At 38.9% G+C, this 24,528-nt stretch carries 18 protein-coding genes; 10 read left to right on the forward strand and 8 right to left on the reverse strand.

The features are described 5' to 3' along the window. The first annotated feature begins 1,038 nt into the window (after nucleotides 1-1,038). Together AC5JL8_RS11205 and AC5JL8_RS11210 are read left to right on the forward strand one after the other, a co-directional pair. Nucleotides 1,039-1,749: a LabA-like NYN domain-containing protein gene (locus AC5JL8_RS11205; protein WP_495879851.1), complete on the forward strand. Its 711-nt coding sequence runs from the start codon at nucleotides 1,039-1,041 to the stop codon at nucleotides 1,747-1,749. Nucleotides 1,750-2,142: 393 nt separating this feature from the next. Next, nucleotides 2,143-2,301 (forward strand): hypothetical protein, encoded by a 159-nt coding sequence (locus AC5JL8_RS11210; protein WP_495879852.1) that lies wholly within the window; start codon nucleotides 2,143-2,145, stop codon nucleotides 2,299-2,301. Between the two features lie 27 nt (nucleotides 2,302-2,328). On the opposite strand, the gene AC5JL8_RS11215 is transcribed toward AC5JL8_RS11210, so the two are convergent. Both AC5JL8_RS11215 and AC5JL8_RS11220 read right to left on the reverse strand, forming a co-directional pair. Continuing rightward, entirely contained in the window at nucleotides 2,329-2,490 is a 162-nt protein-coding gene (locus AC5JL8_RS11215; RefSeq protein ID WP_495879853.1) for a hypothetical protein, read from the reverse strand. 336 nt (nucleotides 2,491-2,826) lie between these two features. After that, nucleotides 2,827-5,406 carry an NACHT domain-containing protein gene (locus tag AC5JL8_RS11220; protein WP_495879854.1) on the reverse strand — a complete coding sequence of 860 codons (2,580 nt, stop codon included), beginning with the start codon at nucleotides 5,404-5,406 and terminating at the stop codon, nucleotides 2,827-2,829. A gap of 914 nt (nucleotides 5,407-6,320) precedes the next feature. On the opposite strand from AC5JL8_RS11220, the gene AC5JL8_RS11225 reads away from it, so the two are divergent. Both AC5JL8_RS11225 and AC5JL8_RS11230 read left to right on the forward strand, forming a co-directional pair. Beyond that, on the forward strand, nucleotides 6,321-6,866 hold the full coding sequence (locus AC5JL8_RS11225) for a histidine kinase dimerization/phospho-acceptor domain-containing protein (RefSeq protein WP_495879855.1): 546 nt from the start codon (nucleotides 6,321-6,323) through the stop codon (nucleotides 6,864-6,866). A 171-nt stretch (nucleotides 6,867-7,037) separates the two neighbouring features. Then, complete coding sequence (locus tag AC5JL8_RS11230; RefSeq protein ID WP_495879856.1) at nucleotides 7,038-7,169, forward strand: hypothetical protein; 132 nt, start codon at nucleotides 7,038-7,040, stop codon at nucleotides 7,167-7,169. Nucleotides 7,170-7,242: 73 nt separating this feature from the next. Here AC5JL8_RS11230 and AC5JL8_RS11235 read toward each other — a convergent pair whose 3' ends face one another. After that, a complete protein-coding gene (locus AC5JL8_RS11235) occupies nucleotides 7,243-7,434 on the reverse strand; it encodes a hypothetical protein (protein WP_495879857.1) in 192 nt (63 codons plus the stop codon). A gap of 8 nt (nucleotides 7,435-7,442) precedes the next feature. Here AC5JL8_RS11235 and AC5JL8_RS11240 point away from each other — a divergent pair, with 8 nt between their 5' ends. Beyond that, nucleotides 7,443-9,548: a M3 family metallopeptidase gene (locus tag AC5JL8_RS11240; protein ID WP_495879858.1), complete on the forward strand. Its 2,106-nt coding sequence runs from the start codon at nucleotides 7,443-7,445 to the stop codon at nucleotides 9,546-9,548. Between the two features lie 599 nt (nucleotides 9,549-10,147). Here AC5JL8_RS11240 and AC5JL8_RS11245 read toward each other — a convergent pair. Together AC5JL8_RS11245 and AC5JL8_RS11250 are read right to left on the reverse strand one after the other, a co-directional pair. After that, entirely contained in the window at nucleotides 10,148-10,579 is a 432-nt protein-coding gene (locus AC5JL8_RS11245; protein ID WP_495879859.1) for a rhodanese-like domain-containing protein, read from the reverse strand. 194 nt (nucleotides 10,580-10,773) lie between these two features. After that, nucleotides 10,774-12,009: a hypothetical protein gene (locus AC5JL8_RS11250; RefSeq protein ID WP_495879860.1), complete on the reverse strand. Its 1,236-nt coding sequence runs from the start codon at nucleotides 12,007-12,009 to the stop codon at nucleotides 10,774-10,776. A gap of 251 nt (nucleotides 12,010-12,260) precedes the next feature. On the opposite strand from AC5JL8_RS11250, the gene AC5JL8_RS11255 reads away from it, so the two are divergent. Next, nucleotides 12,261-12,650, forward strand: a complete 390-nt coding sequence (locus AC5JL8_RS11255) for an Alr5209 family pentapeptide repeat protein (protein ID WP_495879861.1) — start codon at nucleotides 12,261-12,263, stop codon at nucleotides 12,648-12,650. A 191-nt stretch (nucleotides 12,651-12,841) separates the two neighbouring features. Beyond that, nucleotides 12,842-13,162, forward strand: a complete 321-nt coding sequence (locus AC5JL8_RS11260) for a DMT family transporter (protein WP_495879862.1) — start codon at nucleotides 12,842-12,844, stop codon at nucleotides 13,160-13,162. A gap of 107 nt (nucleotides 13,163-13,269) precedes the next feature. On the opposite strand, the gene AC5JL8_RS11265 is transcribed toward AC5JL8_RS11260, so the two are convergent. Next, nucleotides 13,270-15,210 (reverse strand): FAD-dependent oxidoreductase, encoded by a 1,941-nt coding sequence (locus tag AC5JL8_RS11265; protein ID WP_495879863.1) that lies wholly within the window; start codon nucleotides 15,208-15,210, stop codon nucleotides 13,270-13,272. Nucleotides 15,211-16,231: 1,021 nt separating this feature from the next. On the opposite strand from AC5JL8_RS11265, the gene AC5JL8_RS11270 reads away from it, so the two are divergent. From AC5JL8_RS11270 to AC5JL8_RS11280, 3 genes are all read left to right on the forward strand, one after another. Continuing rightward, the gene (locus tag AC5JL8_RS11270; RefSeq protein WP_495879864.1) at nucleotides 16,232-17,005 is read left to right on the forward strand and encodes an ABC transporter permease; all 774 of its coding nucleotides are present in this window, start codon (nucleotides 16,232-16,234) and stop codon (nucleotides 17,003-17,005) included. A gap of 6 nt (nucleotides 17,006-17,011) precedes the next feature. Next, the gene (locus AC5JL8_RS11275) at nucleotides 17,012-17,905 is read left to right on the forward strand and encodes an ABC transporter ATP-binding protein (protein WP_495879865.1); all 894 of its coding nucleotides are present in this window, start codon (nucleotides 17,012-17,014) and stop codon (nucleotides 17,903-17,905) included. 852 nt (nucleotides 17,906-18,757) lie between these two features. After that, nucleotides 18,758-20,719, forward strand: a complete 1,962-nt coding sequence (locus tag AC5JL8_RS11280) for a choice-of-anchor Q domain-containing protein (RefSeq protein WP_495879866.1) — start codon at nucleotides 18,758-18,760, stop codon at nucleotides 20,717-20,719. Between the two features lie 302 nt (nucleotides 20,720-21,021). On the opposite strand, the gene AC5JL8_RS11285 is transcribed toward AC5JL8_RS11280, so the two are convergent. Both AC5JL8_RS11285 and AC5JL8_RS11290 read right to left on the reverse strand, forming a co-directional pair. Beyond that, the gene (locus AC5JL8_RS11285) at nucleotides 21,022-22,515 is read right to left on the reverse strand and encodes a right-handed parallel beta-helix repeat-containing protein (RefSeq protein ID WP_495879867.1); all 1,494 of its coding nucleotides are present in this window, start codon (nucleotides 22,513-22,515) and stop codon (nucleotides 21,022-21,024) included. 569 nt (nucleotides 22,516-23,084) lie between these two features. Next, nucleotides 23,085-24,509 carry a choice-of-anchor Q domain-containing protein gene (locus AC5JL8_RS11290; RefSeq protein ID WP_495879868.1) on the reverse strand — a complete coding sequence of 475 codons (1,425 nt, stop codon included), beginning with the start codon at nucleotides 24,507-24,509 and terminating at the stop codon, nucleotides 23,085-23,087. Nucleotides 24,510-24,528 lie beyond the last annotated feature (19 nt).

Genomic DNA, 24,528 nt, shown 5'->3' on the forward strand with positions numbered 1-24,528 from the left:
CCTCTGTATACCCGTGTCAGCCGACAAGTAATATCAAGTCCAGCTAATTAGTTATAATTCCCGAATTTATGCAGATGAGCAACAAAATCCTTTCTCCTCTGCCCCTCTGCTCCTCTGCTTTGCTGCTGCCCTAATGATAAGTCTTTAACCGGACGTGATATAAGTGGACATGATTATGAAGGGGAAAGCCTATATGTTGCCTTCCTTCTTTCAAGAGAGGCGAACTTGTGGTCTATGCATTTAAAAATTGCTGTACAAGGGCTTATAGCGTTTTTCAGTAAATGAAGTACATAGGTAGGGAACGGGCGTTGTACCCTTACAAGCGGCGATAATCTGTAACTCACTCCTTTGCTATATTTGACAAAATAAATAGTAACCATTACAAAATTTTAAATAGCGGAACTTGGAAGAAAGTTATAGTATGGACGTGGCATATACAAAATTTAATATAACCAAAAGTCAGGATTGCTTGTATACATTCTGAATCAAACTATGTATCAATTTTTGCAAACCAGAAATATTAAAATTATAGTAATTTGTTATGGATACTTAATTATTTCTTAAAAAAGTAGCTTAGATCAAGCTAAAACGTAAGTTTGGATTTTTTAGCGTACAAAATTTTAATATTTATTTTGTATACTAAACTCATCAAGTAAATATACAAAAATTGTTTTCAATTTAGGTCTAACCAATATAGATGTACAATAAAAACAAATGCTAATAACTCACTAAAGCACCCACTTTTAAAGGAATCTTATTGCGTTCAAGGGTGCAGGTTTTGTGCCAAGTCAACATTTAGTATAACCAAGGAAACAGTGGTTTATTTATCACTAGTGGAATATTTGGTTAAATGTGTGTTGATGCAAATCGCAACTTCAAGCCTTTATACTTTGAAATCTGCACAGTTCATACGGGTTCAGATTATTTGCAGCAATCAACTATATACCATTCCCTACTAGGCTGATTTATCAGCACAGAGCATCTATTGCTAATTTACTCAAGAACATCTTCCAATTTAACATTCAGAGGAGCCTAACAATGAATACTAGTACTTTTACCCAAGAAAAAGATGAAGATAAACACCTCAAAGAGGAACTGCAATGGCAAGAACAACATCAAATGAATCATAGTTACGAAAGCGAAGACATCCAAAAACAAGATACTACGGTATCAAGTTTACTTTTTAAAGGCTTACATCGTGGTCGAGTTGCTATTTTTATTGATGGTTTAAACCTATTTCATGCAGCTTTGCAGCTAGGTATTGAAATTGACTATCTAAAATTGCTTTGTTGCTTAACAGAGAATTCACGGCTATTACGTGCTTTTTTCTATACTGGAATCGATATGCCACGGCAACATTCTATTCGTTTACGATCCTATGAAAAGCAACAAGGTTTTCTTTTTTGGATGCGTCGGAATGGCTATCGAGTAGTCACCAAAGAATTTCAGCTTTCAGAAAATTCTAAAAAACCAAATATGAATGTAGAGATTGCTGTAGATATGATAAATTTATCTCCCTACTACGATACTGCGGTATTAGTAAGCGGAGATGGAGATTTAGCTTATGCTGTGAATGCTGTAGCTAGTAAAGGAGTTAGGGTAGAAGTCGTAAGTTTGCGAACAGTTTCGAGCGACAGCTTGATTGATGTAGCTGACTACTTCGTTGATTTAGATAACATTAAACACTACATCCAAAAGGATTCAAAAATGGGATATAATTATCGTGCTTTATCGAACTCTAATGTTTAAATCTAAATTAAAAATTTATCGAAAGATACTCTAATTACTGCCAAGCTTTTAGTAAGTTTTTGGAGTGTAATAACGAGCCGGGCAATTACTCTGCGTATTTTTCTTAGATTTAATTAAAATTAATATTTTAATTTTTGAGGATGAACTATAGGAATCCGGTTTGATTTTTGAAAAATTTCGTACACTTGAGACTTAAGCGTAAGATGAGTATTGCCCACCATATCTAGGATGGGCAACGTCCAACGCCAGATGCTACCCTGCGGGTATTTCAAATTCAGATATGAATTTTATAGAAATTACTTAATTAATCTAACTTGCTTGAGAAAAACAAGCATTTGTCTGCCGTGTTAGCCGTGATGGTATCAATGCTTTGATTACAAAGCCAATATTTCAGTGTTTCTGTTTGTCCCCTGGAAATTGGATAAATCCTACTGCGATCGCATATCTTTTAAGGAACGGCTGATTTCCAATGGAGAAAATGCGATCGCCAAGCTGAAGCCTAAGCCTAGAGTACAGGGAGAGTTGATTCACACCTTTTTAATCTGCATATAGTACAGCAGCGTCTGTCGAGTGCTTTTGTTACTCTGTTTGTGCTGTAAGAGACTGCCCTAAAGCAGATTCTACCACTCGCTCATTAGACTTCATCGAACTATTGTCAACAGGTGGATTCGAGGTACAACAGCCGTCTGTCCACAATTCGCCTGGTTCATGCTGACATACTTTCTTAATTTGCTTGCCCATAAAGAGTAGGCATTTTCTCCAAATGCTGTAGCCTGCCTGTACATCATAGTATTAAAAGGTAATTTACGGCAACAAGCGGTATTTATGTCCAAACCTCAAACAGACAATCTTGTATATAGAGGTGCAGATTATTGTTACTCGTCGGGGCTTACCCATGTACTTCATTTACCTGAAAAACGCTGTATAGGAATCAGTTTGATTTTTGAAACTTGAGTATAATAGGGTGGGCAATGCTCACCCTACGAGTATTTTAAAGTCTCATCAAAGCTACAAATTACTCTCCTTGTCCTGCTGCCATCTGTCGAAATCTTAAGAAAAAACGGTATAGTTTAACTTTTAACTATTCTTATAGCTCAGAGATAACAGTTCTGAAGGAATACGTTTAGATGGCAATAAGAGGTGATCAATAAGCTGGTTGCGTAAATCTTTAGAGGAGTAACTTCCTCCTTGTATACATTCTATTAGCAGAATATTGGCATAGAAATAATCTTCTAAACTTTTGATTTGCTCTTGTGAAAGTTTCACATCATCAAAGCCAATATGTAAATACAGCCTCATGAATCCTTTCAACTTTTTTGCCCACTCTTGCCACTCCCATTTAGGGGCATTCTCATAAGGAAAGGAATCTTTTAAATACAATAGCTCTTCTAGCAAATCCTCGTAGTTATTCATTTTTAATGTGTGATTGTTTAAATCTTCGTCATTACTATGATTGCTTTCTTGCTCTATAGAAACATCGCTATCACTATCTTGATTAGGAAAATGCTCTTTATCTAAAATAATTTGCCCTTCTTGTTTGTGCATTGTAATGATTCCTTGTTCCTTATCAATGTTTACTCTACTGATTAGTTGCGGAATCATGAATGGCTCATCACTTACAGGAAGTTCTTTTCTCAGCAACGGACTTACTTTTTGAAGGTCAAATTCTTTCTCATTGGCTCTAGCATCAACATGAGCATAAATATCTACTAAATTTAATGAAAAGTTTGCTAACTGTGGGCGTTTAATAATTTTTTCTTGCTCGACATTAATCTGTCTCAAAATAACGGCAAGCCTTTGAATTAAGATTCCTTGAGCCAAGCTATAATTATTTTTCGTAACTCGATTAGTATAGATTTCATATATCTGATCGACAAATAAATAAAATGCTCTCCATGAACTAGACTTAACTGCATGGAAGGTAGTTACGTCATCTAGCCAAGTCAACATATCTTGTAGAGCTTGGCTTTTTACAAGCTTATTAATCTGCTGAAACATGAGTTTGAGAAATTCATCAGCGTTTGCGAGTCTTCCCGCAATCATTAAAAATACTTCTCGCCATTGACGCTTTGTTAAATGATGTTTGATAACTTCATTGAAAATTTCAGTATTGCGGTTTTCTATTATATAATGAGCGACGAAATACTCCTGAAAAGTGAGGTGAGAAAATGAATATAAGTCTTTAGTTTGCTTAACGATTAATCCATGATTAACTTCTACTGTTTTCAATACCTCTAAACTTTGATTATCAAAATTATCAGAAGAACTTTCTAAAATATTTTTAATATAATTACGAATTGTTTTTTCTAGTTCCCTTTGCTGCCAAAAAAACTTCTGCGGTTCTTGGTTAAAAGCCTCATAAGCTATTTGACTAAGCATATTAACTTTTCGTTGATATGGTAAATTAAAGCTATTAATAGAATCACGCTCTATTCGTCGGCTAGCATCCCATTTGCGTATTAGTATATTGACAGCATCCTCAATCAATAAATATCGATTTTTCGGAAATTCATAGTTATCCTCAAATACTAAACACAACATAGTCAAAAGCAATGGATTTATAGCTAACTCTTTGATAGAAATATTTCTTTCTACTTCTTCTAAAAATCTGTCTCCTAGCTTTGGTTCTTGAGAAGATGCAAACCATTTTTTCACAAACATCAAAACTTGGTTTTCATTAAAATCTGCCATTTCCACTTCTGTGAAGTGTTCAAATGTATAATCTGAAGCTCCAGAACGACAGGTCATAATAAAACGATTTTTGGAAAACTGTTCTACAAAAGTATTAATATTTCGATAAATTCGGTTGCTTTCCGACTCTGCAATTTCATCAAGCCCATCTAACAAAATCAAGCAATTACCTTGCTCTAGTAACTCTTGAACAAATTGAGCAGGTTCAGGAAAGCATACGTTAAATTCTCGTCTAATTACATCAATAAGATTTGGCTTATCTTCTTCCTCTGCAAATGCTTTTAAAGAAATAAAAATAGGAACGATTTGCTTGCCAAATTCCGTATTAGAATGCAGAGCTAGATATTTGAGAAATGTCGTTTTTCCTGCTCCTGGACTACCCCAAATAAGAAGCTTTTGGTAACGTTTTACCGAATCTAAAGCTACAATACTTTTGTCAGTTACTTTATAATTAAGACGGCTAAAACTTATACTTTCGTTAGATATGTTAGATATTAAGTCTTCAATTAATTTTCGCTTTTTCCCTTTAATACTTTCTAGAACATTTACATTTGCGTAAATACTATCTAGTTGTACAGGCTGAGTCATGGTAAGCACTTTCATTGTGCCGCACTTTGTCCTGAGATATTCCTGATAACGTTCAAACCACTCTACATTTAAATCAGAATGTTGCTGTTCTACTTCTTCTAAGGCTGCTTGTTGCCTTAAAGCTTCTTGATAACTTTCACATCCTAATAATACTCCACATAAGAAGTTAAGGTTCTTCTCCTGCATCTTCATAGGTTCAGCATTATTAAAGAAGTTGCGGATAGTTTTATCTGAAATTACATCTTTTAAGTTAGTAGTTTTATTTTGATAAATATTATTTAGCTCATTTATTAACAATTTCGGCGATCCACCAAATTTTTCTGAATACGCTTGTTTTAATCTTTCTAATACTTGTTGATTAACTATGATTGCTGTCATATTTGCTCTTACTTATTATTTCAAGTGTTTGGTTTATATAGCAATCCGATTTGATTTCTGAATCACTCGTAGAGGTAAGGGACTGGGGATTGGGGACTGGGGACTGGGAAGAAGGGATAAAGGTGTACTGAATTTTGTTCAAAAATCAAATATGAGTCCTATACTTTAAAAACTAAACTGATTCGACAAAGGAGTTGCCTGTAAAAAATGCTTTAATATTAGTTGATGAATTGCAGGAACCTTATAGTTTTGCTGTTTAGTAATAGCTGCTGATGAACTTTACTTAAGCATAGAATAAGGTTTAAATTATTTTTGAAATATACACAACACGAAAGTATCTACCTGCTACCCCTTCCCGCAGGATGCGAAAAATCTCTATTTCCGCCGTGCTGTACTATTTAAATTGCAAGAATTAAAGGTTTGATAACTATTAAACTTTGGTGCGGTCAATTTTATAAACTTTTAAGGTCACTAGTAGGTGTATTTTATCGTATAAATACTCATGTTACTAGCTGGTTTTCACTTAAAGGCTTAGTTTCATATTTAGTTTATAAAGAGGCGAAGCTGTTATCGTACCCCTACGCTTAAGCAAGTTACGCGCAGCACCTCCGGTAAGAAAAGAATAAAGTAGCAAGCGATCGCATAAATCTTGGAAGTTTTGGGCGCGATGTCTGTCAGCACTACAATTTGACTGTTACAAAAAGGGTTAATGGCAAGACTTTTAGCCTCTAGCGCTCCTCTATTTTGAGGAGGAGCGTTTAAGTTTTCACTCTACGGTTATTTCTAAATACACTCACAAATCTGCTTTTAGGAATAACACGTTTGTCTAAAAAGGTTGTAAATTAAAATAATATTCCGGTAAATACCGAATAAATCCACAAATTACCGCTTGTTACCAGAGCAAGAAGCAAATTATGAGTAGCAATACAATCAGCCCTAAGGTACAGGCAGATCACATCAATCAGCGTGAAGAATTTAAGCCTCCGCTTTCTGTCGAGTTTAGGTCTTCTCTCAACAGCATATTGTGTTGGACTCATCTTTTGCTTCGGGGTCGGCTTGACCAAAGTACCATGCTTCAGGCTTATGAAGTAATCGAGCACAATGCGAAACGTCAGCTTTTACTACTAGATCAGCTCCTCAACTGGTGTCTTACTTCTGATGCAATTTACCCAGAAGTCTCTAAACATAAGCAACCTAATGTAGATTGCAAACAATTTAAACAATTTATCTCTTCTTTATCTATCGAGTTCAGGTCTTCTCTCAACAGCATATTGTGTTGGACTCATCTTTTACGTGAGGGTCAGCTTGACCAAAGCACGACGGTTCAGGCTGTGGAGGTGATTGAGAAAAAAGCAAGTGTTTTGAATTCACTTCTTGATCAGCTTCTCAACTGGCATTTTACTCATAATGACCATGGGCTTACAGTTTCTAATGAACTATCCAATGGTCATGATTTATAAGTTATAGCCACAATGACCATTTTTTGAATTCAAAATTCACGCATTCAAAATTCAAAATGAAGAATAAGAATAATTTTGAATTTATTAATTATGGGTACAAGCCCCCACTGAATTTTATTCAGTGGCCTTCAATCAGTGGTGGGTACAAGCCCTCACTGATTGTCTTTAATTTTGAATTCCCCGAAGGGGTTGACACCCTTTGGTGTAAGAACTGTAATCAATAGTCATCCTACTGGCTGTTTAATCGAGCCACAGGTAGCACAAGAAAATGAGCAATCTCTGCCTCAACTGCCAAGGTCATAAAAGCTTGGCGGAGTAGTTTTAATGTAGCGATCGCCTATTATAAGCTCATCCCACCCATACAAGCGGTGGGATTTTACGTTGGGGAATGGGAAAGAATGCCAATGCCCCAAGTCGGCGTGCGACGGTTCATCCCACCCCTAGAAGAAGTGGACTTTTCCCACGCCGACTTTCTGTAATATCCAGTGCGGCGAAATTGCGCTGCGATCGCTACATTAGAAGATATATCAATAAAATCACTGTTCTCCCGTATTGTTCGGCAGCTCACATAGAACCATGAATGCAAATGCCACTATTTCTCAGAATCCCCTACTTAAAGGCGCTGGCTTACCTCCCTTTACAGAGTTTAAACCGGAGCAAGTAGTACCAGCCTTCAAGCAGCTGCTGGCAGAACTTGACGAACAGCTTGCCACTTTAGAAGCTAATGTACAGCCTACTTGGAGCGGTTTAGTAGAACCTTTAGAAAAATTGACAGATCGGCTGTCTTGGAGTTGGGGCATAGTCAACCATTTAATGGGTGTTAAAAATAGCCCGGAACTTCGTGAAGCTCATGAAGCTGTACAACCAGAGGTAGTGCAGTTTATCACCAAGCTTGGTCAAAGCCAACCTCTCTATAATGCTTTTAAAGAACTTCGTGCTAGTGATGCTTGGGCAAATTTAGAATTAGCCCAGCAGCGCATTGTCGAAGCCGCTATTCGAGATGCGGAACTATCTGGTGTTGGCTTGCAAGGAGAAGCACGGGAGCGTTTCAACGCCATTCAAATGGAATTAGCAGAACTTTCTACCAAGTTCTCTAACCATGTACTCGATGCTACTAAAGCCTTTAGCTTAACTCTCACAGCTATAGAAGAAGTTGATGGCTTACCCCAAAGCTTAATTAGTTTAGCAGCACAAACTGCTCGTGCTGCCGGAGAAGAAAACGCCACACCTGAAACAGGCCCCTGGCGGATTACTTTAGACTTTCCTAGTTATGGGCCTTTCATGCAGCACAGCACTCGTCGGGATTTGCGCGAAAAGCTTTACAAAGCTTTTATCAGTCGTGCTGCATCAGGTGATTTGGATAATAATCCCCTGATTAACCGCATTTTGGAATTGCGACAAGAACTAGCAGGTTTGTTAGGCTTTAACAACTTTGCACAATTGAGCCTAGCTAGTAAAATGGCTCCCAATGTTGAAGCAGTCGAGGCGCTGTTAGAAGAACTGCGTCGCGTTAGTTATGATGCTGCGGTGAAAGACTTAGAAGCACTCAAAGCTTTTGCCATATCCAAAGGAGCAAAAGAAGCTCAAGATTTAAAACATTGGGATATTAGCTTTTGGGCAGAACGCCAGCGAGAAGAAAAATTTGCCTTCACTGCGGAAGAATTACGCCCTTACTTCCCCCTTCCCCAAGTTCTCGATGGCTTGTTCGGATTAGTGAATCGCCTATTTGGGGTTACTGTGACTCCTGCTGATGGTCAAGCCCCAGTATGGCATGAGGATGTGCGTTATTTCCAAATTGCTGATGAAACAGGTGCGCCCATAGCCTATTTCTACTTAGATCCCTACAGCCGTCCAGCAGAAAAGCGCGGTGGTGCTTGGATGGATGTCTGCATTAATCGTGGCAAAACTGTCGAAAATGGTGCAACTAGCATCCGCTTACCTGTAGCATATTTGGTTTGTAACCAAACTCCTCCCATTGATGGTAAGCCTAGTTTGATGACTTTTAATGATGTGGAGACTTTATTTCACGAGTTTGGTCATGGCTTACATCATATGCTCACCAAGGTAGATTATACTGGCGCAGCAGGTATCAATAATGTGGAGTGGGATGCAGTAGAATTACCCAGCCAGTTTATGGAAAATTGGTGCTATGAGCGACCCACTTTGTTCGGCATGGCAAAGCATTACGAAACTGGTGAACCTCTACCTGAGCATTATTACCAAAAGCTGATAGCAGCACGAAATTATATGAGTGGTAGTGGGATGTTGCGGCAACTCCACTTTAGCAGTGTAGATTTAGAACTACACTCTCGCTACCGCCCTGGTAGTCATGAAACTCCAGCAGATGTACGCCAACGCATTGCCAAAACTACTACCGTTTTGCCACCGCTACCAGAAGATGCTTTCTTATGTGCTTTTGGGCATATCTTTGGTGGTGGTTATGCAGCAGGATATTACAGTTACAAATGGGCTGAAGTCCTGAGTGCGGATGCTTTTGCTGCCTTTGAAGAAGCTGGACTAGAAGATGAAGAAGCTATCAAAGCTACGGGTAGACGCTACCGTGATACAGTCCTAGCACTTGGTGGTAGTCAGCATCCGATGGAGGTGTTTAAGTCCTTCCGGGGTCGTGAACCTAGTACAACTCCTTTGCTGAGACACAATGGTTTAGCAACTACGGTTTGAGGCAAACTGTAAAGGTTAAGTGTAGCAATGCCCACCATATCCAGGTTTTGGTGGGCATTGCCCTTAATTTAACGTGAGTCTTCAACGGAGGCGCACGTTAATTTATCGAACCGCCAAGATGCCAAGAACGCCAAAAATTCGTAGAGTGTGCCTAAGTCCTATCGCTATGAAAACGAGTTCACGCGATGTTTTTGTAGCTGTGGAATGATATCATGTCCATTCAAATAACCATCATTGCGACCGTAGGGCAGCAATCCCAAAAGCATTGCGATTGCGTCGTTTCACTTCGTTCCACTCGCAATGACATTAAGGGTGATTTGCCGGACATGATATGAGTTAAAGTTTGTTTTATTTTGATGTTTGTTGCAAATACGAACCCATTTGTTAGTTTTATTGAAGTCAAAATCGATTAGACATAAGCATTTATTGAAACGATCAACCTATTCATAAGTTTTATGTAAGCGAAAATCGATTTTGCATAAGTATTTATTGAAATGATCAACCCATTTGTTAGTTTTATTGAAGTAAAAATCGATTTGACGTAAGCATTTATTAGTTTTGTTGTAACTTTTGCAAGAAAGGCGATCGCATGAATGCTCTTAAGCACGGTAGCTTTGTTTTAATAGTTTACCCCAGCTTGCATTATAGGGATGCACAAGCTGTGTTGGATGCTCATCTTTAAAAAGAGGTCGTCCTTCATTTGCCCATTGGAAGATACCGCCACTTAAATTGAAAACACGGGAAAAACCTTCCTCTTGAAGTTGCTGGGAAATTTTAGCGCTACGGTAGCCAACTGAACAATACACGACAATTGGCATATCTTTTGAAACTGTCAAAAGTGTTGTTAGGTCAGGTGTCATAGGGTCAATACGTACTCCTGTTTTGAGATGACTGACCGCATACTCTGCCTGAGTTCGTGCATCCAGCACAAGCGGCTGTGGCTTTACAGGATCTAATAGCCACTCTGCGAATTTTTTGGTGGTAATCTGGGGGACTTTCGGAAACTCTAGCTTAATGAGAAATTTGATCAAAGGAAAAAAAAATGCGATCGCATAAGTAATATCGTATCCAGTTAAAGACTTATCATTAAGACCGCAGAGGAGCAGGGAGCAGGGGGAAAGAGGTTTTCAAGCTTTAGTGCGTAAGTCCTATAATTTTTCCGCTAGATTACCCAATCCCCAATCCCTAATCTTTTTTACTGCCTTATTCTTGATAACAATCGGTATTAAGCGGTAATTAATCTGCCATTTCTAGCTGGATGTTTCACCTCAGTATCTTGATATACTTCTACCTTCAGAGGTCTGTAAAGCAACTCATACCAGGAATGACCTACTCGTGCATCGAATCCTTCTGGTTGACCACGCATAAACAGATGTAAGCATTTAGCAGATTTACCAGGTAGTAACTGCCAAGAAAAACAACTTTTATCCCCTTCGTGCGGATGGGTCACCGATTCTATATGCAAATTAGTTGCCAAGCCGTAAGCTGCATAGGGGGGTGTAGTAGAGCCGACGGCGAACCAGTCGGGTACAGGAAATACTTGTTCAATATCCTGGGTTTGTCCCATGTTCATGTGTGCAAAGTAGTGCAGTCCAAAGTCAAGATTGACTATATCTGGAGCATCTACAATTCTGTCTTCAAGAGCTTTTGGTTTTGCCTTGACGAATAATTCTTCAATTAAATAGTCCGCGCCAGCATATAAACTGATTACCCGATAGAGTTCACACACTAAATGACGGTTATAACCTGTAACCGGATCTGGCCCCATATAATCAAATGGTTCTGAAGCTATTGTGATTGTGGCGCGTACAGGGCCGCTAGATTGGGAAACAAGCCGATAAGAATGATTGAACAGCGAAACTTGATAATAAGGCGATTTGGGGTAAGAAGTTCCTGGTAGCTGGAGTTTACTCACCTGCATACAACGTTTTTCGGGATCTTGACCTAGCCACTCACCCATTGCGGCCCGAAATGGATCGAGGATTTCCTGGTGGTCTAATTGTACGCTGGTAGCGGAACCAGAAAACCAGTTTCGCTCATTGTCTTCGGGTGCAGGTATTAAATTAAACCAAATAATTAAACGATTATTGACGAGCCGGACTCCGCGCTCCCGTCCATCTGAACCAGTGACTACTTCTAAGTATGGCTCACCTAATTGAGGCGGTATGGCTTGACCTCTATCTAATCGAATGAAAGTTGAAGCCAAGACCTCGTCTTCTGACCCAGGTGGAATTGGCTTAGGAAGGTGAAACACTAAAACATCACGGGATGGATCTTCAGGGTCAATTCGGTCAATTTGGGCACTAAGCGGTGTATGTGAAAGGTCGCGCAGGTCGCTTAATCTGAGTTCTTCTGGAGAAATTTGAAATTGTTGGGCGATCGCTTGCCACGGTATAGTGACATAACCACTTCGCCAGTAATTTGATGGATTGAAGACAGATAATAAATTAAGGGATGGCATGATTTGCCCTCCTTGGTATTTGCTATGGAACTGCAAGTTTAACCAGGGTTACTACCTTCGATGGCTTGATTTTTGAAACTAGAAAAAAAGTTGAGGCACTCGTGAGAAAGTAGTTAATTTCTCAATTAATATTTTCCCACTTCCAGGTGCGATGCAAACCTTAAGATTATTAGCAACTCCCATTATTAATTGTGTACATGGTCAATTTTCGTGATGTAATCCTAAGTAGAAAAGTTACATGAGCCTGTTATATGCCTGAACCAGATTCTCAAGAGCCTATTAATACTGTGGCTACTCTTGTAGAGAGATATGCAACAGGAAAACGGGACTTTAGTAGAGCAGAACTAGGTAATGCGGATTTACAAGGCGTTAACCTGAAAGGATCTGATCTTAGCTATGCTGACTTGAGCGAAGCTAACCTCAGTGATGCTAATCTCAGAGGAACTGACCTCAGCTTTACCGATCTCAGTCAAGCTAATCTGAACAATGCTGATCTTAGAGGAGCTTTATTAATTTCTGCAAATTTGCGCCTAGCTAATTTAGCAGGAGCAAACTTAGAAAAAGCAGATTATGATCACAACACTCATTTTCCCCAAGATTTTGACCCAGTTAAGGCAGGTTTGCAGATTAAACAAAGATAAGCTAAGTCAAGCTTCTAAGATTTTATTATTACTAGCTGCCACTAGTAACCTTGGCTACTATGTTGGCAGAATTTTTCTGCATATATATATGATTAACAACGATATTTTAACTTATTGAACTTTTTTATATCGGTAAAAATTTTAAAATCCTTCTACTTGTAATATACCCTAAGTAAGCAGCTTAAATAATTATGTCCATCAGTTGGCTTTACCTCTTCGCAGCAATCCTTTTGGAAGTCCTGGGCACAACTTGTATGAAATTATCTCAAGGGTTTACTAAAGTAGGCCCTTCTGTACTAATATTTATATCTTATGGTCTTTGTTTGGCTTTTCTAACTTTGTGTCTCAAAAAACTTGAAATCAGTGTTGCTTATTCTGTCTGGGCTGGTTTAGGTACTACTTTAATTGCACTCATCGGTATTTTTTGGTTTCGTGAATCTACTACTCCTATGAAACTCATATCTATCAGCCTGATAATCATCGGAGTGATTGGGTTAAATTCAGGTAAATAATTTTTTTGATAATTATTTCATATCCCCGACTTCTTAAAGAAGTCGGGGATCTAATTTTTCAATCCTTTTCCCTTGCTTTGTAATTAATTATGCTCATATACTTATCTCTAAATTTGCAACAATCCTTCTGGATTGACTGATAAAAGCGATCGTCTCTGCAAAGCTTCACGAGATAAAATTTCATTTGCTGCTAGTAAACCACTACTTACAGCGCGTTCCATTAAACCGCAAGGAAAGGGCATTTTCACCCAATCTCCAGCAAAAATTAAGTTAGAAACATCTGTGCTAGTTTCTGGACGTTGTGCATAACTATTAGGCGGATAACCAGAAAAGTTATGTTGATTGACTAATTCCCGATGTAAAACTTTTGCTTGTTTTAATTCAGGAACAATTTCATAAAGTTCTGTTTCAAATGTTGTTAACAAAGCTTCCTGGGTGGGAAATTCTTTTTCTTTATAGCAGTAAGCGTGTAACTCCACTACACTACCACCAGTACGTTTTGCCCAATCAATGAATTGTTGTTGAATGCGGTGATAAAGAGTAATACTATCGGTTAGCTGGTAACCAGATAAAGAAGTAAAATTACTTTGTTCCCATTTAAAATCGCGGTCAAACCAAAAACGACAAACAGCAAATGGATCGGCGATACTCAAATTTGCTACTTGCGATCGCACTTTTTCGTTCACATCACCAGTAATGCGTTTAAATAACTGTTGTACTCCCGGTACATCAGTAGCAAAAACATAATAATCGGCTGTAATTGTCTCTGGTGGTGAAGATTCCTGATTTAACGCTACCAGTTGTAAATCCTCATCTTGCCGTTGCACTACTTGAAACTTAGATAAATTTCGTTGTGCTGGGCCTTTTAAAACTTTACCATCAGCTGCAAAAACTGCTCCATGACAGGGACAATGAAACTTGCCATCCGTTGCTTTTTGTACAGTACAGCCTTGATGAGTACAGGTAAGAGAAATCGCTTCTTTACCCCCGCCTGCAACAGCAAACATTTCATCAGCTACGCCAAAATATTCTATTTGTGTATCTTCAACAACTGAGTTGCGCTTGACCCAAAAAGGCACATTGTGATTACTATTACCAGTATAATATTTAATTGTATTTATCTTCTCTTGTTCGGCAATAATTTCGCTTACAGATGCACTTGTAACAATTTTGCCTCCTTTACTCATAATTTCCTTAGCTATGGGTTGTATTAAACTGGTTCCCATATCATCTTTTGTGCCATTAAAAGCCAGTCCTTCAGGGTTACCAAAAAAATAAAAATGGAAGAACTGCATTAGTTCTCCAACACTCATCATATCTGGTGCATTCAAACTAGATTTGGCAAAAGGTAAAAAGTACAAGTCATATAAGCCTTGAGGAAATCCCTCTTCTACCCAATCGGCAACTGAGATATTATCAAAACGTTGATAATTTTTTTCTCTTTGAAATCCAGTAATCGCTTGAAATACTTGCAAGTGTTTTAATTTAACAAGATTAATCCCCCATTGGAAGCGATTGGGAGAGGCGATCGCTAAATCTACAATATTCCAAGGAAAAGCTGAATGACTAGGGCGAAATACTTCTGGTTGATATTTGCGATCGCGGTAAACAACAGCATAAAAATTTAATGACTGAAAGTTATCATTTATTCCTAACTCTGTGACTAAACTATTGAGATTATAGTACTGAGGGAAAAATCCATGAAAACCATGTTCCATCATGAAGGTTTCACCAGCAGCTTCAACTTGCCAACTAGCAATTTTACCGCCGAGTTGAGGGGACTTTTCTAAAAGCGTCACAGCAAATCCACGTTGACTCAATTCATAAGCACAAGCTAAACCTGCTAATCCACCTCCAACTACTACAACACTTTTAGCTTGATTCAGCATTCGTGGCAAATTAAGAGTATCTTTTTGAAAAACCGTTGGTTTTGGCTTTGTAAACCGTGAGTACCCTGTTACTCCTGCAACTGCACCAATACCAAACACCTTGAGCAGTGTACGACGGGAGATAGTAGATGATTCCGGCAAATTAAATGGTGAACTCATGTTATAAAATTAACTCTTCACAATGAAGTATTGACATGAAATGATGGTTATGAGTGAGCAGATTTTGCTAGAAATTTTTCCATCTCCCTATTTATCATGAACGGATTTATTTTTACAGAATAAGATAAATTGTCAATGATTAAGTAATGGCTAATGAAATAGCCGTTTTCACTTAATGGCAGTATACCCGAAAACTACTCAGTTTTGGTTAGCATCAAAATTTGCCTACCTGCATCCATCAAAGGATTAGAGGTGGAATGAAAGTGTACTAAATCCAAATAATAACCGCTATGTGAAAATGTAAGTAAGTCTTATATAGCAAGGCTATGGCTTCCTGAGAATGTTAAATTGCTTTGACCTTATTTGTTTTAATGCGTTCTTTTTTTGCTGCAATTAGCTTGTATTGATATTGATAATTGCTTGAAGCATGAACAGTAAAATTTTTCAACTTCTTCTGGAATGAAGTAACGTTGTTTCAGCTTTTGCATCAAATCAATGTATGACTGTGTAAAGAAAACATTTTTTATCAATCTTTGCCAAATCAAAATGTACGGTAGTATTAATTAATACTGTTCTAACCAGCTTATTCTATGTTATATCATGTCCGGCAAATCACCCCTAATGTCATTGCGAGTGGAACGAAGTGAAACGACGCAATCGCAATGTTTTTGGGATTGCTTCCCTACGGTCGCAATGACGGTTATTTGAATGGACATGATATTATTCATTTCTCAACTTAATTGCAGCGCTGCTACAAAAGCTAAATTGTATCTTGAAGATTTGATTTACCATTTATGAAGATTTTATGAAACTAAAGTAACCTAGTTACAAAGCTTTATATCTGCATTGAAAAGCTGCATATTGTCATCCAGAAGTGTACATCTAATCTGCATAGTCAGCGTTGTTTCACCAGATTAATCGCCAATTAAATTGTGCTAGTTTAAACTCAAGTATGTTTGCGTTGGCTTGTGCTTTGCAAAGATGCGATCGCTATTATCAGTTACTTAATTAGTTATTAAATATGAAGTATTGGCGTGAAACTATAGCTGTGGCTCAACGCATCTTAATTGAACTGTTCCGCCGCAAACGCAGTCTAATTTTTTGGAGTATTTTCCCCGTTTCAGTGTTAAGCCTCAGTGGATTGATTTTGGCAGAACGGGCACAATTACCAATTGCTACTGCTTTTGAATATGCTGCACCATCGACTTTGGTAGGCGCGGCACTTTTCTTTAGCTGTTTAGGTGGGAGTGTAGCAACTGTAGTTGCAGAAAGAGAACAGCAAACCCTCAAACGCCTTTTTATATCTCCCTTGAGTGGCACATCCTATTTTTTGGGAATCTTTTTAGCACATAGTTGCATTGGTATAGGACAGACACTTTTGATTTATACTATTGCTGCATTTTGGGGGGCTACATTTAAAGGTTCTATTATCTTAGGATTGGCGATTATTTTAATGAGTATTGTCGCTTATGTTGGCTTAGGTTTTATTTTGGGTACACAACTTGCTCGTCGGATTGAAGATGTTAATGCTTTAGTAGCAGCTTTTGGAGTTCCTTTGTTAATTTTAGGTGGAGCTTTTTTACCCAGTTCACTTTTCCCTAAAACACTAATTAATATTGCAAAATATAATCCTATCTACCACATGAATGAAGCTCTTGTAGCAGTTTCAGCAAAAGGTGATGGAATTAATGATATTAAATCACATTTCTATTTACTATTAGTATTTGCTATGGCTATGGTTATAAGTGCATGGCTATGTTATGGACGGATGTTAGTAGTAGAAAGGAGACTGTGAAAAAATATGTTAGTTATTAAAAATTTAAATAAGTCTTACGGTCAAAGACAAGTTATTCAAAATCTAAACTTAAATATTGGTTCGGGAGAAACTTACGGGCTACTAGGCGCAAATGGAGCCGGAAAGACAACTACCATTAACCTTATTTGTAATTTGCTGAAAGCCGACAGTGGTTACATTACAATAAACAATCAACCAGTTTCAGAAGCGACAAAAAAAATAATTGGCGTTGCACCCCAAGAAAATTTACTTTATAAAAGTCTTTCTTGTGAGGAGAATCTCAAGTTTTTTGCCAATATTTACGGATTAAATCGGGAAAAACGCTATAACCAAATAACTAAGGTTTTAGCATCTGTAAACTTATTAGACCGAGCAAAAAGCCCAGTTGATACTCTCAGTGGTGGGATGAAACGACGGTTGAATATTGCTGTGGCGTTGATACATCAACCACAATTAGTCATTTTAGATGAGCCTACTACTGGGTTAGATATTGAAGCTCGATACGAAATTTGGGAGTTGATTCGGCAACTAAAAAGTCAAGGAATTACCATTTTACTAACAACTCATTCATTAGACGAAGCGGAGCGTCTTTGTCATAGAGTTGGTATTCTCAAAAATGCCGGAATTATTGCTGAGGGTAGTTTAGCAGAGTTACGCACCCTGATTCCAGCGAAAGAAATTGTCGTGGTGCAGACTAGCTCGGAAGAACAAGCGATCGCCAGAGGTCAAGAATGTGGTTTTATTCATAGACGCTATGGTAACGATTTGGCTTTTTGGTTACCAGAACCTTTGGAATTGAAAGAAATTATTTCGTGTTTTGAGGGTGTAGCAATCGATTCTATAGCCCGTAAGCCTGTAGGGTTAGAGCATATTTACGTAGAAGTGACACAACAAAAATAAATATCTACAAATGCCTCCTGGGTATAGATCAGACAATGTGAGCATTGTTCGTATTTCCCCCATCAGTAGCAGTGTTTAATCAGAAGCTGCCCTGATTCTATATGCGTTTGAATACAAGGTCATAATTGCACCTTGATTTTTTTAACATGAATTATTTACCTTGTCAATTCTTCAATCAAATGAATTTAACTTGTGGTATAAGCTCTACAAAGCTTACGCCATATTCTAATTTCAGTAACCTATTGACATTATCGAATTATTATCATAAAGTTTCCATAAAGATACGGTAAATATTGCAAATCCAAAAAATTATATCTCAGTAAATTTGCCGTAGCAGAATAAGTTTGAGGAAGTTATAAAGTGTTCATCAACTTAATTCTTGATAATTCAAATGAGTCAAATATCCGATAAATTATAGCTATTCACAAGTAGAATTTTGAAAAACTTTCCCAATTTATATGGGTTTTGGCTCACATAACTGACTTTTACTGTTTTTTTAAACTAATTTTGAAAAAACACATCAGGCTGTTCAGAATACCAACATATTGAAGAATTAATTTGACTGTATCTGAATCACAAAACTAGTAATTCTGCCCCAAATGGCTGAATAAAAATTTCGATAAATTGCATCTGCACAAATAGGAAAATAGCATTTTTCGCTAATTACTAAGGAATTTCTGCTGAAATTCCAGGTATTCCTGGGTTCCAAATTTAGCTTTAAAAAATCATCACAACAGGGTGCTCTGAATCCCATCGTCTCGAACGGTGACTCGACAGCTTACGAATCACAAAATTAGTGATTTTGTCGAAAAAGTTGCTCTCAAATCATTCTTTTCCAAGGGAATTCAAAGCATGACTACTATTAGCGTTACTACTACCGCAGACAGTGGCGTAGGTTCTTTGCGCGCTGCGATCGCCTCTGCTCAAGCAGGGGACACTATCAAATTTGCCTCTACTCTTACCAATAAGACGATCACGCTCACAAGTGGGCAAATTAACATTGCCAAAAATTTGACAATTGATGGCGCAGAAGCAGCAAATTTAAAGATTAGCGGTAACAATAGCTCACGAATATTTGAGGTTGGCAGACATATCAATGCTACAGTGCGAAATCTCACCATCGCCGACGGTTACACAACTGCAAGAGGTGGTGGTATTAGAGTTGTTGACTATGGCTCTATAACAGTTGAAAACTGTCGATTTAACAACAATCGCGGTGGTATGGGTGGAGCCATCCATATTGGATATACCGGTAAAGGCACAGTAACTAACAGCAGCTTTGACAGCAACGACGGTACTTTAACGAAGTCAGGCTTTAGTGCGGGGGCGATCGCCACCTATGGTTCCGGTGAACTCATTGTCAAAGATAGCCAATTCACTAACAACAAAGGAGTGAATGGCGGCGCAATTTATAGCCTGCTGGGTGGGTTGACTGTAGAAAAATCAGTCTTTCTGAAAAACAGTTCCGAAGGTGATATTGGCGGCGGCGCAATCTTTACCGATGGAGCAGACCCAGTAGGGCCTAGTTCCACTGTAGGAGGCGTAATAGCTATTCGTGGCAGTAAGTTTGAAGGAAATCAGACTAAAGGTGAAGGCGGCGCACTCTTTCTCTATGGTTACGGTGCTGACAAGATTCTCCTAGAAAACAGCACTGTGGTTGGTAACACAGCTAACTACACCACTAAAGGTATTGCGCGAGGAGGTGGATTGCGAGGTAATACTGCTCTGACAATTCGCAACGTCACCTTTGCCAACAATATCTCTGCACATCAAGGAGGTGCTTTGTGGTTAGATGGCGGCTCGACGAAAAATATCATCAATAGCACCTTTTCAGGCAATAAGGTGACCAACGATGCAGGCGGGGCAATGTTCATCAATACCGACAGCACTAGCCCCGTAAATATTGTGAATTCTACTATTGTCAACAATTATGCCGGACGAGCTTCTGGTGCAGTTTGGATTGGTAGTCCGACAGCACCTGTAACCCTTACCAACTCTATTGTTGCTAAAAATACCGCAGGTATTACCCTTGCAGAAAATCAAGTTGGGTATCAACTACGAGATGGTGGCGGCAATATTGAATATCCTAGTCCAACGCACGGTGGTCGCCGAGTTGTAGCAGGTAGTCGCATAGTTGACCCGATGATTGGCTCTTTGCAAACTATCAATGGTTCTCTCATACATCCTCTACTAGCAGGTAGCCCCGCCATCAATACTGGTAAGGCAGGTAGCGGTATACCCACCATTGACGAACGAGGGATGCTGCGAGATAGCAACCCTGATGTTGGAGCCTACGAAGTATCAAGTCAGTTGAGCACAACAGGTATTTCAACTACTATGTCAGGGCCTAATATCCTGCGCGGTACTTCAGGTAACGACAACCTCCAAGGCGGTAATGGTAGGAACATCCTCCAAGGCGGTGATGGTAACGACATCCTTAAAGGCGGTGATAGTAACGATATTCTCCAAGGTGGTGAAGGTAACGATGTCTTGATTGGTGGTAAGGGTAGTGATTTCTTGAATGGAGTAGGAGGTAATGACCGATTTGTCTTCCAAAGCTTCTCAGACAAAGGCGATACTATCCAATATTTTGAACCTGGAAGAGACGTAATTGACATTAGCAAAATTATTGAAGGATCAAACTTTATGAGTACTAATCCTTTCAAATCCTATATACAACTAGGGCAGGTTGGCTCTTCGACGGTTGTTAAAATTAATCCCGATGGAGACCTTAACCCCAACCAATTTCAGACACTTGCGACACTAACTAACATCAAAACTACTAGTCTGACTGCTAACAATTTCCTTTTTTAGAGGTTGCAATGGTGAATTAGCCACCACCAACTCTTGAGTTATATATAACTCAAGAGTTGGTGGTGGACTTATTGCTGAATTTAGTTAATACCGTTTCGGTTTCATGCCACTACACATGGGTAGCAGAACAAGCGGCAGCTCAATCATCAAGCTTAGGATAAACAACACAAAAGTGCCAACCACTTATTCAACTACATAGTCGCAATTGCCCACAAGTGCATGTGATTTCTCTGTATAACTTGTTAGCTTTTCCTATGATTGTTTGAACAAGTGTTTGGCATACACTTTGCTAACGCGGCTTGTTAGCTCAATTCTCGCGCACCTACGTCTATAGCTGCACTCCCGTTGTAATCTCCATCTTTCGGACGACTTGAGCCTACCTGGTCATTATAAGGTGCGTTCGTACCATTGAAATAGCTAGTTCCACGGTCAACTGCGGCGCTACCATATTTTAGGGCAAAATTCCCTCCATATGGATTGATAAATAGTGGATCTTTCCCAACAATATTGTTGTTTGTGGAACCGTAGAATTTGGATGAATTATAGATCAGGTTGTAGTTGTATTGGAAGTTCTTTACTCCAGCGACATTATTAACTACTGCATTATTCATCGCGTATTGGATGTTGTTGAATACTTTCACATTATCAGAACTAAATACTGAAATTTCACCGTAGAGATTAGTATCGTACACTACTGAGTTTTGAAATGTTGTGTTGTTGACAATATCAACGTCGCTACTGCTAAACACATTAATACCAGCACCACCATTGTTATAAGTAATGTTGTTTGCAATTAGCGTTTTGCCGTAATACCGCTGGTAAAGAGAATTTTTTTGGGTATTCTTAGTATCATCAACTATGATTCCATGCCCTTCAGTCATTTTCCCAGCCGAAGCCCAAGGGATGTAGTTTTTATTGCCGTAAACGGTATTTCCCCGAATAATCATCTGGTAGCCACCATTACCGGCATAAGAATTCCAGTTATATATGGTGCTAATACCGCTTGCCCCCATCGGGCTATAGTAAGCATTCTGACTTACCACATTGTCCTCAATAGTTACGTAGTCGGATTTGTAACTATGAATCCCTTGGCCACCAAACTTAGAAATTCTGTTATTGCGAATCACCACATGGTGGGATTTTTGATTAATTCCAATCCCTGTACCATTCGTCAGTGGATCTTTAGTATTGTATTTTTGCGATTGTGCATACCCCAAACTGACGTTATCGTTGTTCCCCTCCAGCGCCAAACCCTCAATATTAATGTAAGAGGAACCATTAATATTAATGGCGTACATATTGCGTGATTTCAACAAGGGAGAATGTCCAGGATATGCCTTGATGGTAATTGGAGCGCCCGACCTTCCATGTTTTTGATGAAGCAGTAGAATTTGTGAGCCAGAAGCAGTGTAAGTACCGTTCATCACGTAGACTGTATCACCTGCTTTTACCAAGTTTCCTGCTTTTGACAATGTGCGAAACGGACTACTTGTGGACAAGCCGTTATTGTAATCATTTCCACTTCCAGAAACATAGTACGTCTTACCAGTATTGCTGGCTTGTGCCACTGTAGTACTTGCATTAGCATCTGTACGCATTATCTTTGGGGTAGCCAAGTCTGCGTTGTCAAAGTACTCAGCTTTTAACCCATTACCATTGCCCAGGTTAGCAGGTTGGGTTATCGCAACCGGTTGATCCAAAAACATAATAATACCACTCACTCCTAATGGTGTTCGATGGCGGTAGTAGCACTCTCCCGAAAATGAGGCAACGGGAGTGTGAAACTGACCAGCCAAAGAATTTTTGCAGTTACATAGATGCTAGATACTTGATTTAACGGCTCTCAGCCCAAATTTAGGGCTGCGCCAAAGCTCCCACTGATGATGATAATTTCGTAAATATTTTGCAAAACGAGCTACGTTTGCTGACTTTACGATTGTTTATATGCAATCGCTTTGTTGGCCGTAATCAAGGTACCATCTACTCTTTTAGCAAGTCAATAGCTTGTGACAGTTAATTAACTGTCACAAGCTATTGTTGAGCGAAGTTATACCATTTTGGATTTTGCGAAAAGTTGAGCGATCGCGTGCAGTGAATCAGCGCTCTTGGTAGGGGGTTCCCTAAAGAGTGGCGTCAGGGTGCTGTAATACAAATTCTCCAACAGACGGCTTAGATGATGACGCGGAAAGACAAAGACGCGGAGATTGATATGTTGCGAGATTATAGAGAACTGGTATGAATTCCTTCGGTATAAGTCGTATGGGATAACTGGCTTTGCTACAAACCTCCGTAGCAACTTTTAACGACAGATTTTGGATTAGGAATTGCCTTTTGTGTCTGAGTTTTATGTATCTATCTGTCGTAATTACTTTGCTAATGCAGCTTGTGCGGTGACTTCTATTGCACCTATATCTATAACTGCACCTCCATTGCTATCTCCATCTTGCGGACGACTTAAGCCTACGTGGTCAGTATTGGGTGCGTTTGCTCCATTGAAATAACTAGTTCCACGATCAATTGCGGAGCTACCATATTTCAGGGCAAAGTTTCCGTTATGTGGGTCACGAAATAGTGGATCTTTCCAAATAATATTGTTGTTTACAGAACCATTGAATTTAGATGAATTGTAGATAACGTTGTAGTTGTATTGGTAGTTCTTTGATCCACCAACGCCATTAACTACTGCATCCTTCATCGGGTACATGATGTTGTTGAATACTTTCACATTTTCAGAGCTAAACACTGAAATTTCACCGAAGAGTTTAGTATCAGGAACCAAGGCGTTCTGAAAGGTCGTGTTGTTGACAACATCAACGTAAGCGCTGCTATACACATTAACGCCAGCGCCACCATTTTTATAGATAATGTTGTTTACAATTAGCGTTTTGCCGTAATACTTCTGATGAAGAGAATTCTGTTGGGTATTTAAACTATCATCAATGATGATTCCATGCCCTTCAGTAATTTTGCCAACCGAAGACCAGGGAATGTAGTTTTTATTTTCATAAATGGTATTTCCCCGAATAATCATCTTGTAGCTACCACTATTGGAATCAGAATTCCAGTTATATATAGTGCTAATGCCACTTGTCCCCATAGGGCTATAGTAAGAATTCTGCCTTACGACATTATTCTCAATAGTGACGTAGTCGGATTTGTAACTATGAATCCCTTGACCACCAAACTTAGACACTTTGTTCTTGCGAATCACCACATGGCGGGATTTTTCATTAACCCCAATCCCTATACCATTCGTCAGCGGATCTCTGGTATTGTATTTTTGTTGTTGTGCATACTGCAAACTGACGTTATCGTTGTTCCCCTCCAGCGTCAAACCCTCAATATTAATGTACGAAGAACCAACGATGTTAATGGCGTACATATTGCGTGATTTGACGAAGGGAGAATGCCCCGGATAAGCCTTGATAGTAATTGGAGCACTAGGCGTACCATGTTTTTGATAAATCAGCAGAATTTGTGAGCCAGAACCGGTGTAAGTACCGTTCATCACATAAACGGTATCACCTGCTTTTACCAAGCCTCCTACTTTTGATAAATTTCGGAATGCACTACCTGTCGACAAGCCGTTGTTGTTATCGTTTCCACTTCCAGAAACATAGTATGTCTTACCAGTAGTACTGACCTGCGCCACTGTAGTACTTGCATTAGCATCTGTACGCATCAGCTTTGGAGCGAGCAAGTCTGCGTTATCAAAGTACTCAGCTTTTAACCCAGTACCATTGTTTAGGTTTGCAGGTTGGGTTATCGCAACTGGTTGATCAAAAAACATAATAATACGACTCCTAAAG

It is taken from the genome of Mojavia sp., from assembly GCF_059505145.1.

Excerpts from the sequence above, each read along its gene's own strand:
- AC5JL8_RS11205 (WP_495879851.1), top strand. The coding sequence starts at position 1,039 with ATGAATACTAGTACTTTTACCCAAGAAAAAGATGAAGATAAACACCTC.
- AC5JL8_RS11215 (WP_495879853.1), bottom strand. The coding sequence starts at position 2,490 with ATGGGCAAGCAAATTAAGAAAGTATGTCAGCATGAACCAGGCGAATTG.
- AC5JL8_RS11220 (WP_495879854.1), bottom strand. The coding sequence starts at position 5,406 with ATGACAGCAATCATAGTTAATCAACAAGTATTAGAAAGATTAAAACAA.
- AC5JL8_RS11225 (WP_495879855.1), top strand. The coding sequence starts at position 6,321 with ATGAGTAGCAATACAATCAGCCCTAAGGTACAGGCAGATCACATCAAT.
- AC5JL8_RS11240 (WP_495879858.1), top strand. The coding sequence starts at position 7,443 with ATGAATGCAAATGCCACTATTTCTCAGAATCCCCTACTTAAAGGCGCT.
- AC5JL8_RS11250 (WP_495879860.1), bottom strand. The coding sequence starts at position 12,009 with ATGCCATCCCTTAATTTATTATCTGTCTTCAATCCATCAAATTACTGG.
- AC5JL8_RS11255 (WP_495879861.1), top strand. The coding sequence starts at position 12,261 with ATGCCTGAACCAGATTCTCAAGAGCCTATTAATACTGTGGCTACTCTT.
- AC5JL8_RS11260 (WP_495879862.1), top strand. The coding sequence starts at position 12,842 with ATGTCCATCAGTTGGCTTTACCTCTTCGCAGCAATCCTTTTGGAAGTC.
- AC5JL8_RS11265 (WP_495879863.1), bottom strand. The coding sequence starts at position 15,210 with ATGAGTTCACCATTTAATTTGCCGGAATCATCTACTATCTCCCGTCGT.
- AC5JL8_RS11270 (WP_495879864.1), top strand. The coding sequence starts at position 16,232 with ATGAAGTATTGGCGTGAAACTATAGCTGTGGCTCAACGCATCTTAATT.
- AC5JL8_RS11275 (WP_495879865.1), top strand. The coding sequence starts at position 17,012 with ATGTTAGTTATTAAAAATTTAAATAAGTCTTACGGTCAAAGACAAGTT.
- AC5JL8_RS11280 (WP_495879866.1), top strand. The coding sequence starts at position 18,758 with ATGACTACTATTAGCGTTACTACTACCGCAGACAGTGGCGTAGGTTCT.
- AC5JL8_RS11290 (WP_495879868.1), bottom strand. The coding sequence starts at position 24,509 with ATGTTTTTTGATCAACCAGTTGCGATAACCCAACCTGCAAACCTAAAC.